The following is a 14,265-nucleotide window of genomic DNA, read 5'->3' on the forward strand; positions in this document are numbered from 1 at the left end:
TCCCTCAGCACATTTTAAACTGTTCACTCGGCTAGATTTATAACAACTTTTTGGTTGTTCGAATAGCGCTGATCTGCCAGAACAATCATTTAACTTTGACATATTTAGGCGATTATAACTGCATTATTGATGTACACTGCTGTCATATACTAACCAACAACAAGACACGACAAGCTGACTTATCATGGCTACAATTGATTTACCTGACAACATCCTTCAATCACTATCTACTGTACTCTTACAACTACAGCACAGTTTGCCTGAGCTTAAACAAGCACCCGATTTTTCGAGTATCGCTTTTAAATGGCAAGATAAACAGCTTAAAGCCATTCAACAGCCCAAAGTCATGTATTTAGAAGATTTAAAAGGAATTGAGCGTCAAAAAGAAAAAGTGATTCAAAACACTTTACAGTTTTTAAATGGCTTACCTGCCAATGATGTTTTACTCACTGGCTCTCGTGGTACAGGTAAATCATCCATCGTCCGTGCTCTGCTCACCCATTATGCAGACCAAGGTTTACGTTTAATTGAAATTGAGCGTGATGATTTATCTGATTTGCCAGAAATCCAAAAGTTGATTGAACATCGCCCTGAAAAATTTATCGTATATTGTGATGATTTGGCATTCAATGCTGAAGATGAAAACTATCGCAGCTTAAAAAGTGTTTTGGATGGTTCATTACAATCAGGTTCAAGTAATTTTATTATTTATGCTACCAGTAACCGTCGTCATTTATTGCCTGAATTCATGCATGAAAACACACCTGTAACCAAGGTAGATGTGCCTCAATATACTGAGCTCCATCCACAAGAAGCGATTGAAGAAAAAATATCTCTTTCTGACCGCTTTGGGATGTGGCTGTCTTTTTATCCAATGGATCAAAATTTATATTTAGAAATTGTTGAACATTATTTGGCTAAAGCCGAGATGCCATGGACAGATGAAGCGCGTGCTGAAGCACTGCGTTGGTGTCAAGGTCGTGGGCAACGTTCAGGGCGTGCTGCTTATCAATTTTCAAAGCATTGGATTGGGTCTAAACAGTTAAAGAACATCTAACGGATTAAGTTACACATTAAATTACTAACCAAAGGCAACTCTTATGTCAAAAAAAAGATCTCTTTCTGAAACAGAAAAGCTAGAAGTTCAAAGAATCCAGCGTTCAACTGATGGGGCTTTAAGATGCTATATTTCTGGAGAAATTATTAATTTAGAAAATGATGCTATTGAATATGATCATTTAAAAGCTTTCGTGAATGGTGGAGATACAGATACTTCCAATATGCGAATTTTTTTAAAAAAATTTAATAGAGAAAAGGGGAAAATGCCTCTTGAAGCCTATAAAGAATATTTTAATTTAAAACGACTATATGAAGAAAAAGATAATAAAGTTAAACTTCAAGATATCCTTGCTTTCAAAAATATTCAACGCGAATCTTTTTACTTAATTTTAAAAGATGGCAATATTAATTTTCTTGGTAATGATAATAAAAATTATTCATACGAATTATTCTATGATCCTAAACTTGAGATTGAATATTTTTATGCTCAATTACCTATATCTTGGCTTAAAAATGATGATGAACAAGGGCTTCAGCCTCGTGTTATTGATTTTAAAAGATTAAATCAACTACACAAACACTTTCAGTCTTATCCTCAACTTGCTCCTTCTATTGCACGTCTTGTCAACAACGAGATTAAGTTATTCGATGGGCAACACAAACTTGCAGCCCAAATATTAAACAACAATAAGACCATAGATATAAAAGTGTATATCTCTCCTAATGATGAGATAAAAGCTAAAAATATTTATGAAAAACTTCTAAAAACTAATTTAGAAGCTCATTCTAAACTAGCCCAAGTTTCTTTCTATACAAATACACTATTTCAAAAATGGAATGAAATGTATTCTATTAAGTGGGAAGAATATGTTGAACTAAATCCTAATGAAAAACACAGCGAATATAACTTCTTAAACTTTTTACTCAAAAAGCATGAAAGGTCAGAAGTAAAAAATATGTTTGAAGCATCTATAATTAAGAATGTACACGACCAATCTGCCCTCAAGAAATACACCGCGGAATCAAATAAAGACTCTACATTCCCACTATCACAAGATTTACTCAAAAAAACCATTTTCAAAAATACTTTATTTTTAAATCCATCTGATGCAGTTATTGATTCTATAGACGATTTTAGAGACAGTGAAAAAAATAACTATCATTTATTAGCAAAAATTCTCGTAGAAGAGAGTGGAATCGAAAAATGGAGTCCAAATAAACAAGATTCAAATCCTGAAGCGATAAAAGCCAGAAGAATCTGGAACAAAGCATCTGTTTTAACTTGGGCTCCGTTTTTAAGTGCTATGTTAAATGCTATTTTTAAATTATTCGACAAAGAATCACAAGACAAGAAATTATACAGACACACTATGACTGAAGATGAACAAAAAGAATTGAGACTATTTTTAAATAGATTATTTAATCATCCTTTCTGGTTACAGAATGATCCAGCCATAGATAAAGCTTTTGCTGCTGCTTCAAGCTTAAAAAGCTTATTTGATCAACAGAATTTAAAGATTCAATATATTTTAAGTGGAAAGTGATTTGAAAAAAGAAAAGAGGCTTTAGCCTCTTTTCTTTTTTCAAATCACCCTTCCGTTGGATTAGTTAATTCCGTCATCGGCCAACGCGGTGTAGTCGTAACAGACAAACCATCATGCTGACCCGCTTTAAGACGCTGATAACCAGCAAATGCAATCATTGCGCCATTATCTGTACACAGTGCAGGTTCTGCATAAAACACATTTGCACGGATTTTTGCCAAATCAGCCTCTAAGCGCTCACGTAAACGCTTGTTTGCACTTACACCGCCGGCAATAACTAAACGTTTTAAACCAGTTTGTTTTAAGGCTTTAACTGATTTTTTCACCAATGTATCAACCAACGCTTCTTGGAAAGATGCAGCGATATCCGCCTGACGACCTTCGCCTTCAACTTTTTTCAATTGAACTGAAACGGCAGTTTTTAAACCACTAAATGAAAAATCTAAGCCTTGGTGTAGCATTGGACGTGGAAATTCAAAGGCATTGATGTCGCCATTGATCGCCAATTTCGAAATATTTGGACCACCTGGGTATGGTAGACCCATCATTTTAGCGACTTTATCGAATGCCTCACCTGCTGCATCATCAATCGACTCACCCAATAATTCATATTGACCAATTCCATAAGCAGCCATCAATTGAGTATGTCCGCCAGAGACTAAAAGTGCCACAAATGGAAATTCTGGTGGAGTTTTAGACAACAAAGGCGCCAACATATGACCTTCCATATGATGTACACCAATTGCAGGTTTATTCAGTGCAAATGCCAACGTACGACCAAACAATGCGCCTGTCATTAATGCACCCATCAAGCCCGGCCCGCGAGTATATGCGATGGCATCAATTTCAGATTTATCAACTTTACTTTCTTCAAGCAATTGTTTTAATAACGGAATTAACTTACGCACATGGTCACGTGAAGCTAATTCAGGTACCACACCACCATATTCTGCATGCAGTTTGATTTGGCTATACAATACTTGTCCGCGTAATCCTTGCTCACTATCGTAGAGTGCGAGTCCTGTTTCATCACACGAAGTTTCCAAGCCTAAAACGATCATTAAACTGCCTTTTGCCCATTTCAAAATATTGCGAAACCTATTATAGACTTGTGATATGAGATGTAAATGAGTAAAATACTGACCTTCACTTGTGATCAAGGGTAATTCGACCCGAGATCTTATCCATAACTTAATGAGGATTCTTCATGCCACAAGTTAAATTGAAAGAAGGCGAACCAGTAGACGTAGCTATCCGTCGTTTCAAACGTTCATGCGAAAAAGCGGGTGTTCTTGCTGACGTTCGTAAACGTGAATTCTACGAAAAACCAACTCAAGAACGTAAACGTAAAAAAGCTGCTGCTGTTAAACGCTACCAAAAGAAATTGGCTCGCGAATCAGTACGTACTACTCGCCTTTACTAAGATTAATTTGTGATTGATTGACTAACCTGGACAAGATAAATGACTACTTTAAAAAACCAAATAACTGAAGTTTTAAAAGCCGCTATGCGTGCTAAAGAAATGGACAAGTTAACGGTAATACGTAGTCTACAGGCAGCAATCAAGCAAATCGAAGTCGATGAGCGCATAGAGCTTGACGATAAGCAAGTTCTTGCGGTCATTGAAAAGCAAATCAAACAACGCAAAGAATCGGTTAAAGCCTTTTTAGGTGCAAATCGAGATGATTTAGCTAGTAAGGAACAAGCCGAGATTGAGGTGTTATCTCAATTTCTACCAGAAGCTATGACTGAGGAAGAACTTGATTCCATCATTGCGCAAACAATTACTGCGCAAGAAGCTACTAGCATGAAAGATATGGGTAAGGTGATGAACTCTCTACGTCCGCTCATAGCCGGACGTGCCGATCCTGCACAAGTTTCAGCTAAAATTAAAGCGAAACTCTCTTAATCTTTCATCTATATTGTTTGATTTGGTCTATTTAAGTACGCTGATGACTTAAATAGCCAAATTATCCAAATTCAAATTTATTCATCATTTATAATTTTCTTTCTTATCTAACGATTTCATACTTACAAATATCTCGCCAACTTCCATCTACTGGATTTTGAATTGCAGCTTGTTCGATTTCAATCAATTTAAAATTTGCTCGTTCACATAGACGTCGTGCTTGCTTGTTTTCTACATCTACAAAAGCGTTTAATTGCTGAAATCCTAGATCATTCAATAATTGATCCACAAATAACTGCAAAGCTTCTGTCATCAAGCCCTGCCCTTTAAATTCAACATTTCCCCAAAATCCAACGGCAGCTTGGTTTTCCATCCAATTGATTTGATGAATATCCATGACACCTAAAAAGTTATGCGACTGTTGCTCACGAATCACATAAACAAAATTTTCCTGATTTAACGCTGCCAACACTCTCGAATCACAAAATGCCAATGAAGCATCTAAATTAGGTTCTTGTAAGGACCAAGCCAAACTTGCAGGAAACATTCGTAAGGTTTCTATACTTTGACAAATCGCCTCATAAAGTGCTTTTGCATCGTGGCGCTGAATCAACTGAAGCGTGATTCTGCCATGACTCATACCAAAATCATCGAGTTTCATTTTTATTCAGTTTCTCGTGATGATTTAAAATGCTTATAAATTTATTTTTAATTTAGGGCACATTGCACATTATATTTTTTTAATAATTGCATCTCTTTTGATGCGATCACCTGCTGAATCACATCCTGCTTATTCATATTACGGTACTCACGATCTAAAAATGCACGATTTTCGTCTGCAGCACGATAAAGATCATTTACATAAGTCTGAACAATACCGCAGTATTTCACTTGCTGGTCTGCTTTAAATCCCTGTTGCTGTGGGTCTAACTGACTAAAAAATTGTCGCACATCGGTTTTATATTTTTCGTTAATATCATTCACAGCGATCACATATTGTTCTGCGTTCGCTGCTGCAATATTCGTTGCTAAGCCCAACAGACAGGCCGCCAAAATCATATTTTTCATTTGTAAGTTCTTAATCATAAACATTTTACATCCAGCTAGTTTACACTGATTAATCTAAACCACTAAAACTACAATTTGCACTTTATAATCGACATAGATAAGTACATCACATTTGAAATCTTTATATTTTTAATTTCCGTTCATTTTGCATTTCGTCCACACGCTGCTTGATTTTCGCAGAAAGACTTTTCGAGTCTTTGGCGATACGTTGCGCCTGTAGCAAAGATTTAATCGCGCGTTCTTCATCCCCGCCCCAATACTCTACTTCAGCTCGATATCGCAGTACATTGACTGAACGGAAGCTTGCATCTTTATCTGCATCAGCCATTTGCAACATCAGTCGCCAACCACTCAAGTCCCGTGGATTTGCTTGTAAAAATCGCTGAAGAATCAGTTGTGCTTGCGCATATTCTTTGTTTCGAATCAAAGCCTCTGCATATTTATAATTTAATGCACGATTTTCAGGCATGATGATTGCCGAACTTTTCACAGCGTTCACAGCTTCAGCCGCTTTGTTTTGACCCAACAGCACATCGGTCTGCAAAATAGTAAAAAGTGCATGCGAAGCATTTTGTTTTGCTGCTTCATTTAATAACTTTTGAGCAGCACTAAAGTCACCTTGTTTAATATGCAAGCTCACCAAAGCCAACTCAGCTGCATAATTCTTTTGCGCCACCATCGCATTTAATTGCAATTCAGTCGCCTGACCTGACAATACTCGACTATACCAGCGCAGAATTTCAAAATCTTGATCAACCAAACTAGTTTTAACTTGAGGCAACTGATTGGCACGTAAGCGCGCTTCGCTCATACGCTCCGTGGTTAAAGGATGTGTCAACCAAAAATCAGGCAGAAAGCTCACTCGACTCGTAGAGCGATGCATCACTTCAAAGAAGTCAGCCATACTCTGCGGATTGTATCCAGCACGGTACATATACTGCATCCCGATACGGTCTGCTTCACGTTCTTGGTTTCGGCTATAGGTTAGCTGTTTATCCATTAAAGCGGCTTGTGAGCCCATCATTACAGCCGCACCGACATCACCATCTGCCTGTGAGGCCACCAAGGCTCCGACCAAAATACCGGCTAGTGACAATAAACCTTGCCCTTTAAAGGCTTCTTGTGAACGACTGTAATGACGTTGTGATACATGTGCAATTTCATGTGCCATCACCCCTGCCACTTCATCCATGTTGCGTGCTGAATTAATTAATCCCGCATTTAATGCAAATAAACCACCCGGTACAGCAAAAGCATTAATTTGTGGATCATTAATTAATAACAAACCGACCGGTTGATTGAGTTGAGTTTGGCTCAAAATATGCGTAAAGACAGATAAAAGACGATCTTCCATCCACGGATTTTCAGTCACAGGAAGTTGACGATGCACCTCACGATACACCTTCTCGCCAATGGCACACTCTTTTTGTTGATCCAACAAGCCGACGCCACTACCTATTTCAGGCACAGAAAATTGTGGGGATGAACTAAAATCTACGGACTGCGTCTGCGCCAATGTCGAACAAAGCCCGAGACCACATGCCAGTAAAATCTTTTTCAAAGTCTATTCTCTAAATTTCATATTCGTACTTCATCGAATATAGCATTGAATTTTGGTGAATTATGGAGAAAACTGTTGTGATTGTTTATTCAAATTTTGGATTGACCACATAGCGCGGCGCGCGCTCATGTACCAAAACATCCACTAAATTTTGATAAGCCAACTCTGCCATACGTTTACGGGTTGCCGCTGTTGCTGAACCCACATGGGGCAATGTCACGACATTGGCTAATGTAAATAAAGGGGATTCTTGAAGTGGCTCTTGCTCATACACATCTAAGCCTGCTGCAAATATTTGACCACGACTTAATGCATCGATTAATGCGGCTTCATCAATCACTGAACCCCGTGAAATATTGACCAATACCGCATGTGATTGCATCAAGGCCAACTCACGCTCACCAATTAAAGCTTTCGATTCTGCATTTAAATCCACTGCAACGACCACAAAGTCAGCACGTTGCAACAAATCATCCAAATCGCAATATTGCGCTGATAAAGATTCAGCCAATTCAATTTTTTCCCGGCGATTATGATAGAGCACATTCATATTAAAGCCGTAGCGAGCACGACGCCCAATCGCTGCTCCAATATGTCCTAAGCCAATAATTCCGATGGTTTTAGCAAAGACATCCATGCCAAATTGCTCAGGGCCCACTGTACGCTTCCACTGCCCTTGTTTGGTCCATTGATCCAATACAGGCACTTTCCGTGCTGCACTCATCAGCAAGGTAAAGGCTAAATCTGCTGTAGTTTCCGTCAATACATGCGGAGTATGGCTCAACCATATATTTTTTTGGTTTAAAAATGTAAGATCATAGTTATCATAACCGACACTTACACTTGAGATGACTTTTAATTGTGATGCATGCGCTAAATTCGAAGCATTCAACAAACGTCCCGCACCGATCATGGCGTCAGCATCTTTTGAATGCTCAAGAATTTGCTGATTCACATCACCCAATTTAGGGCTAATTTGGAAAACTTTAAATTGCTGTTCTAAACGTTGAATTATTTCTTGATCTATTTGACTAAAAACCACTACTTTTTTTTGCATAAATTTTCCATTTACGTAATTTAAGTATTTTGTCCTGCCTTATTTTGCATAAATTGCCATAAGCGTTTTTTCAATAAAGGCTGTTCAATCATTTGCTGTAAAGATGCCAATGGATACACCTTCGCATGCTCTAAATGCGGAATATCGCCTAAGCAAATAACATTTTTATCCAAGCTCATCGCATCAATAAAGCCCTGCACATAAGATGCTGCACCACGACCATCTTGCAAATTCACCCAACCAAATGGCCACTGTAAAGCAAAGAAATCGGCACTGACTGCGCGCTGAATATTGCTCCACAAAACTTGCTGCTCTGCAGTTAATTCTGTGGCATCAATAACAATGACACAGTGCATTAAACAGATAGCTTCTAAGTTAAACGAAGGGATTTGAACAATCGGACGAACTTCAACAGGCTCAACAACCTTTGGTTCATCCTTAGGTGCTTCTACAGGTTGATTTACAACAACATCAACGTTGTTTTTAAGCTCAGTCTGTGATGAAACAGGCGTTGGCTGAGGCTCATTTTTGAGTAGAATTTCAGAGACTATTTCAGGAGCCGCCTGATCTCGCCAGATATTTGAGCTAAATTGCTGACACGGTGCCGCCTGAGGAATCCATACATCAATTCCCATTGCCGCCATTATGCTTCGCTGATGCCCAATCATGCTTTCATTTTCACCTATTCAAGGCTTGATATTCTAACGGGATTCACTCTGTTTTGCTGAACTTTTATAAATCAATTAGATCATACTATTTCTTTAAAGATTCTTTAGAATTGCTCAGACTAATTTTGACTTAAAATTAAACAATTTATTCATAAATCAAGCCGCTATAAATAATTATACGATCATCAAACTATTTTTCTTTTGCATTAGTTCAACTATCTCAGCTGATTCAAATCCAATACGCCAATATAGCAACTGCAAAACATCCAACTCATCTTGCGTGATAATTCGATCATTCCATAGACATACTTCTGCAACCCCAAGGATGCTTAAACGCTCACGCAGCAACAATCCTGAAATATCATTTAGGATTTCAGCCAAGTCTATTGGCTCATCAGAAATATCACGATAAAACTCTAGTTCTTCTTTCGTTAAGATTCGATTGAGGATTTTTTCACGTACTTCGAGTTGGTTATCACTGTTAATTTGTTGCACATGCAACAAGGCATCAATCAAACGCACAATACTCGGTTTTACATCTTCTAAAGATGTAGGTGTATGTGCAGGCAACAGATTTAACTCATATTTGACTGTTTCAAGTAGTAATGCATCGAGCAAACCAATTTCACCATCTTCCTGAATAATTTTGGCCAGCTTGGTTAAGAACTGCCGTGAAATTGTTGCTGGCATGGTACCAATATTTTTACATGCCTCATGAAAAATTGAGATATGCACACGACCATCAAGATTCAATAAGGCATCCACAATCGCACGACTCACTTCAGCTTCAGTCGGAATAAACTCTCGATACTGACGAATCATTAAAATAGCAACCATCACCTCACGCGAACCCGTTGCTGTTTGCAAGGCACGTTGGATCAATTCAGGCCGCTGCCAATTTTCACGAATCTCGGGGTTCAACGGTTTAATTGCATCTCGTATCGCAAAACTAATCGGTGACAAGCGCAGTAAAGGTAATGGTTGTGGCGAGTTCCATGGTGTTGCAACATCTGGATTAGCTTCTTCTAGTGAACGGAATAAATAAAATAGCGGTTGGTTTCGCAGTTTTTTTAAATTTTCTAGTTGTAAATCATGAATGAGCGCTGGATTTAATTCAAAAATGCGCTGTTCAATACTCGGATGAATATTCATCCAGTTTTGCGGACTGAGTGAGTTTGCAAAACACATATGAGAAATCGATTCCGCATATTCACTATGAATTTGCGAACCTGAATGATGCACATAAATCCTTAATAAGGTTTGAATATTGGCATCATTTTGAATCAGACGTTTGGTTTTCTGATCATTGCGATAGGTTCGAGAACCCAAAGAGATATATTTAATAAAGCGGGAAATCAAAACACCCAAGCTTCCGATCAACCAAATGACCGCGCCAATCGCTACAAAGAGGGTTTCAAACTTATTGTCCCGTGCTTGTCCATTTTTATAGAAACCACGTTTTGCAATTTTACTACCCCACTGACTAAAGGTCGTCAAACCGCTATATAAGATTTTCAAACGGGTATTTTCCGCAGCTTCCCCTGACAAGATTTTATTAAATTCATGGCTCAGCAAACCATACATTTCCATCTCATCTAAGGTTTGTAATGCACCCCAGGTTAAAATGATCGATGTATCTCGAGGGCTAAAACCTGCGGTGAGTGCATTTACACCCACTTCATCGGGTAAGACATAAAGTGCAGGAGTATCGATTAGAAAGGTATCTGCCAGCTGCTCAGTCATACGCAGTGCAACACTTTCTTCAGGAATACTTTCTATCAGACTCAGACGACGCGCACCCAACTGTTTAGCAAGTGAATAACCACCTAAGCGAAAGGTGTAAAAATCATAGAGAACTGAAACCAACATAATCAGCAGCACAGCCGCCACTAAAAATGGGCTAAGGACATGCCAATAGATAGACTGAGTGAAATCATAATAATCCACAATTAAACCGACAATTACATTAATAATTGCGACGGTCAAAAACACTGCCGCCATACACATGGTGACAGGCCAAAACATATTTTTGTTTTTTATAAAATCATAACCCACACGTCTCAATGTAATACCCTTAAGCTACATTGTCTTTTGTTTGCTCATCATAAATGAAAAAAGCGGGAAATTCCCGCTTTTTCAGTATGTTTTCAGCAGATTATTCTTCGCGAACACCTGTTAAATCCACAGAAGCTGCATCAATGTTCACATCGATATAAGCTGGCTTTTCATTTTTTGCAGAGTCATTACGCTTACGCTCTAATGCTGCTAAATATTCAGCATCAATACCGCCTGCCACATATTTACCATCAAATACCGAGCAATCAAAGTCCTGTAACTCAGGGACTTTCTTGGTACGTACTGCAGATTTCAAATCTTCCAAATCTTGGAAAATTAGGCGATCAGCACCAATGATTTCACGAATTTCTTCTACACTTCGTTCAGACGCAATCAGTTCAGATTTGGCTGGCATATCGATACCGTACACGTTTGGATATTTCACCATCGGTGCAGCAGACGCAAAGAATACTTTTTTCGCACCCGCGTCACGCGCCATTTGAATGATTTCGTTACAAGTCGTACCACGTACAATCGAGTCATCGACCAATAGTACGTTTTTGCCTTGGAACTCTAGCTCTACAGGGTTTAGCTTTTGACGCACAGATTTCTTACGAAGTTGCTGACCCGGCATAATGAAGGTACGACCGATATAACGGTTCTTCATGAAGCCTTCACGGAATTTCACACCTAAGGTATTTGCAAGCTCGAGCGCAGAAGTACGTGAAGTATCAGGAATTGGGATCACGACATCGATATCGTGCTCATCACCCCATTCACGTAGAATTTTCTGAGCAAGTTTTTCGCCCATTTTCAAACGTGCTTTGTAAACTGAAATACCATCAATAGTCGCATCTGGACGCGCAAAATATACGTATTCAAAGATACAAGGACGATATTCAGGGGCTACTGCGCACTGCTTGGTCGACATCACGCCATCAGCAGTAATATAAATTGCTTCACCCGGTGCAATATCACGTTCAACCTTAAAGCCGAGCGCTGTAATTGCGACAGATTCAGACGCAATGATATATTCCATACCATTTTCAGTTTCACGCGAACCGTAGATCAATGGACGAATACCATTTGGATCACGGAAACCCACAAGGCCCTGACCTGTGATCATAGCAACAACCGCATAACCACCTTTGCAACGTTCATGCACACGTGAAACCACGTGGAATACATCTTCAGCGCTTGGTGTAAGTTTTGCGCGTTTTTGCAATTCGTGAGCAAATACGTTTAACAATACTTCTGAGTCTGAATCGGTGTTCATGTGACGTAAGTCAGTCGTGAACAAGTCATCATGAATTTCAGCAGCATTGGTTAAGTTACCATTATGTGCAAGCGTGATGCCATAAGGTGAGTTTACATAGAATGGCTGAGCTTCAGCACTGCTTGAAGAACCAGCAGTTGGGTAACGAACATGGCCAATACCATAATTACCCTGTAATGCACGCATATGACGTGTGTGGAACACATCACGCACCATACCCGTATCTTTACGCAGGAATAAACGACCATCCTGACAAGTTACGATCCCGGCTGCATCCTGTCCACGATGTTGTAACATCGTTAACGCATCAAACAACATTTGGTTAACAGGTGATTTACCAGCTATACCAACTACTCCACACATAGCAACCTCGCAGACAAGCTAGGGTTAATAAAAAGGATTATTTGTTGACTCACCCGATCCAGAACGTCCGTGCTTGTTCTGCGACTCAGATGGGAGGTCTGAAGATTTCTGAGCATCTTCAGACTGAATATGATGAAGTGCTTGATTTGCAGCATCTTTGGACAATTCGGTTGCCCAAGGCGCATATGGCAATAATGACTGAACCATTTTAGATTGTTTCCAATGTGGTGAACTTTCTACCCAAGGACCTAGCCCCTGCATAGTGATCAGCACCACCAACAATCCTTTTAAGCTTCCAAAAACACCACCTGCCAGTCGATTTAACGGACCGAGCTTTAATGTTTTCAAAATACTGTTCAATAACCATGTCGCGACCCAAGTCATGACTACAATCAACAATACAATAAATGCGAACGCGGCAATCTTCTGTACCACTGGATCTGTACTTAAAGATGTCATCGAAGGTGCAAGGACGGTTGCATACTTTGCCGCAATGACAAGTGCAAGAATCCATCCAATGAAGTTCGCAAAGGCTTTTACAAATCCTTGACGCAAACCGTTAAGCCCTCCAATGAGCAAAATAATCAGTATAAAGATATCAATGGTATTCATGATATTTACAATGCGTCTACGCAGTCTTTTACAAGTGTCGGACCTGTATATATGAGGCCACTATACACTTGTACAAGGCTAGCTCCTGCTTTTTGTTTCGCAACAGCATCCGCGCCCGACAAAATACCACCTACACCGATCAATGGAATTTGACCGTTTAATACTTTAGCAAAAGCCGCCAAACATGCCGTACTTTTTTCAAAGACTGGCGCACCGGATAGACCACCTGCTTCATCACCATATGGAAGGCCTTCAACACCTTCACGTGACAAAGTCGTATTGGTAACAATCAGACCATCAATTTTAAATTTTAACAATTGTTGGGCAATAAAATTAATGTCTTCTGGTTCTAGATCTGGTGCAACTTTAAGTACTAAGGGTACATAATGTTGATTTTCATCCGCCAACTCGAGTTGACGTTTCTTGAGCGTCTCTAACAGTTCAGTCAAAGCATCACCGCTTTGTAAGCTGCGAAGATTTTTTGTGTTAGGAGATGAAATATTAACCGTAATATAAGAAGCGTAGTTATAAACTTTTTCTAGACAAATCAGATAATCGTCAACTGCTTTTTCAACAGGTGTGACTGCATTTTTACCGATATTGATCCCAAGTACACCCTTAAATTTTGCAGCTTTGACATTTTCGATCAGCTGATCCACGCCATCGTTGTTAAAACCCATACGGTTAATAATAGCTTTTGCTTTCGGTAAACGAAATAAACGAGGTTCAGGGTTACCTGATTGTGGAAGTGGTGTAATTGTACCAATTTCAATAAAGCCGAAGCCCTGGCTCGCCAGCGCATCGATATAAGCACCGTTTTTATCAAGACCGGCTGCTAAACCAACAGGATTAGGAAATTCGATTCCCATACATGTCACTGGTTTAGACGCCACGTTTTGACGCATCATTCCCATCTTGTGAGAAGATTTCAACAGCGATAATGTCAGCTCATGTGCACGCTCTGGTGCTAAAGTAAACAACAAAGGGCGGGCTAGAGAATACAACATATCTATAAAAGTCTACTGCTTTTTAAGTCGGCATATTATAGGCACAGCACAAATAAAACACCATGCTTAGCAGATCTTTATTTTTA

General features: G+C 39.2%; 14 protein-coding genes. 4 read left to right on the forward strand and 10 right to left on the reverse strand.

Going from position 1 to position 14,265, the window contains the following annotated elements; all coding sequences use genetic code 11:
• The first annotated feature begins 184 nt into the window (after positions 1 to 184).
• A complete protein-coding gene (locus FTU65_RS10915; protein WP_180065462.1) occupies positions 185 to 1,057 on the forward strand; it encodes an ATP-binding protein in 873 nt (290 codons plus the stop codon).
• A 43-nt stretch (positions 1,058 to 1,100) separates the two neighbouring features.
• The gene (locus FTU65_RS10920) at positions 1,101 to 2,603 is read left to right on the forward strand and encodes a chromosome partitioning protein ParB (protein ID WP_180026846.1); all 1,503 of its coding nucleotides are present in this window, start codon (positions 1,101 to 1,103) and stop codon (positions 2,601 to 2,603) included.
• Positions 2,604 to 2,647: 44 nt separating this feature from the next.
• Here FTU65_RS10920 and tsaD read toward each other — a convergent pair whose 3' ends face one another.
• On the reverse strand, positions 2,648 to 3,664 hold the full coding sequence (gene tsaD / locus FTU65_RS10925) for a tRNA (adenosine(37)-N6)-threonylcarbamoyltransferase complex transferase subunit TsaD (RefSeq protein WP_180065460.1): 1,017 nt from the start codon (positions 3,662 to 3,664) through the stop codon (positions 2,648 to 2,650).
• Positions 3,665 to 3,810: 146 nt separating this feature from the next.
• Here tsaD and rpsU point away from each other — a divergent pair, with 146 nt between their 5' ends.
• Entirely contained in the window at positions 3,811 to 4,026 is a 216-nt protein-coding gene (gene rpsU / locus FTU65_RS10930; protein ID WP_001136722.1) for a 30S ribosomal protein S21, read from the forward strand.
• Between the two features lie 39 nt (positions 4,027 to 4,065).
• Positions 4,066 to 4,512 (forward strand): GatB/YqeY domain-containing protein, encoded by a 447-nt coding sequence (locus tag FTU65_RS10935; protein ID WP_078193617.1) that lies wholly within the window; start codon positions 4,066 to 4,068, stop codon positions 4,510 to 4,512.
• A 103-nt stretch (positions 4,513 to 4,615) separates the two neighbouring features.
• Here FTU65_RS10935 and FTU65_RS10940 read toward each other — a convergent pair whose 3' ends face one another.
• The 9 genes from FTU65_RS10940 to FTU65_RS10980 form a co-directional block, all read right to left on the reverse strand.
• Positions 4,616 to 5,173 (reverse strand): GNAT family N-acetyltransferase, encoded by a 558-nt coding sequence (locus tag FTU65_RS10940; protein WP_180041330.1) that lies wholly within the window; start codon positions 5,171 to 5,173, stop codon positions 4,616 to 4,618.
• A 47-nt stretch (positions 5,174 to 5,220) separates the two neighbouring features.
• On the reverse strand, positions 5,221 to 5,580 hold the full coding sequence (locus FTU65_RS10945; protein WP_180065458.1) for a hypothetical protein: 360 nt from the start codon (positions 5,578 to 5,580) through the stop codon (positions 5,221 to 5,223).
• A 121-nt stretch (positions 5,581 to 5,701) separates the two neighbouring features.
• On the reverse strand, positions 5,702 to 7,141 hold the full coding sequence (locus tag FTU65_RS10950) for a M48 family metalloprotease (protein ID WP_180066789.1): 1,440 nt from the start codon (positions 7,139 to 7,141) through the stop codon (positions 5,702 to 5,704).
• Positions 7,142 to 7,226: 85 nt separating this feature from the next.
• Positions 7,227 to 8,198 (reverse strand): D-glycerate dehydrogenase, encoded by a 972-nt coding sequence (locus tag FTU65_RS10955; protein ID WP_180066791.1) that lies wholly within the window; start codon positions 8,196 to 8,198, stop codon positions 7,227 to 7,229.
• 20 nt (positions 8,199 to 8,218) lie between these two features.
• Positions 8,219 to 8,866 carry a hypothetical protein gene (locus FTU65_RS10960; protein ID WP_180066792.1) on the reverse strand — a complete coding sequence of 216 codons (648 nt, stop codon included), beginning with the start codon at positions 8,864 to 8,866 and terminating at the stop codon, positions 8,219 to 8,221.
• 174 nt (positions 8,867 to 9,040) lie between these two features.
• The gene (locus tag FTU65_RS10965; RefSeq protein ID WP_180065454.1) at positions 9,041 to 10,930 is read right to left on the reverse strand and encodes a M48 family metalloprotease; all 1,890 of its coding nucleotides are present in this window, start codon (positions 10,928 to 10,930) and stop codon (positions 9,041 to 9,043) included.
• Positions 10,931 to 11,021: 91 nt separating this feature from the next.
• Positions 11,022 to 12,560, reverse strand: a complete 1,539-nt coding sequence (gene purF / locus FTU65_RS10970) for an amidophosphoribosyltransferase (protein WP_078188865.1) — start codon at positions 12,558 to 12,560, stop codon at positions 11,022 to 11,024.
• A gap of 24 nt (positions 12,561 to 12,584) precedes the next feature.
• Positions 12,585 to 13,172, reverse strand: coding sequence for a CvpA family protein (locus FTU65_RS10975; protein ID WP_078188866.1), 588 nt, complete (start codon positions 13,170 to 13,172; stop codon positions 12,585 to 12,587).
• Positions 13,173 to 13,177: 5 nt separating this feature from the next.
• Positions 13,178 to 14,179, reverse strand: coding sequence for a quinone-dependent dihydroorotate dehydrogenase (locus tag FTU65_RS10980; RefSeq protein ID WP_180003012.1), 1,002 nt, complete (start codon positions 14,177 to 14,179; stop codon positions 13,178 to 13,180).
• Positions 14,180 to 14,265 lie beyond the last annotated feature (86 nt).

Origin of the sequence: Acinetobacter sp. YH12129, assembly GCF_013418685.1 — a bacterium.
GTDB lineage: Bacteria > Pseudomonadota > Gammaproteobacteria > Pseudomonadales > Moraxellaceae > Acinetobacter > Acinetobacter amyesii.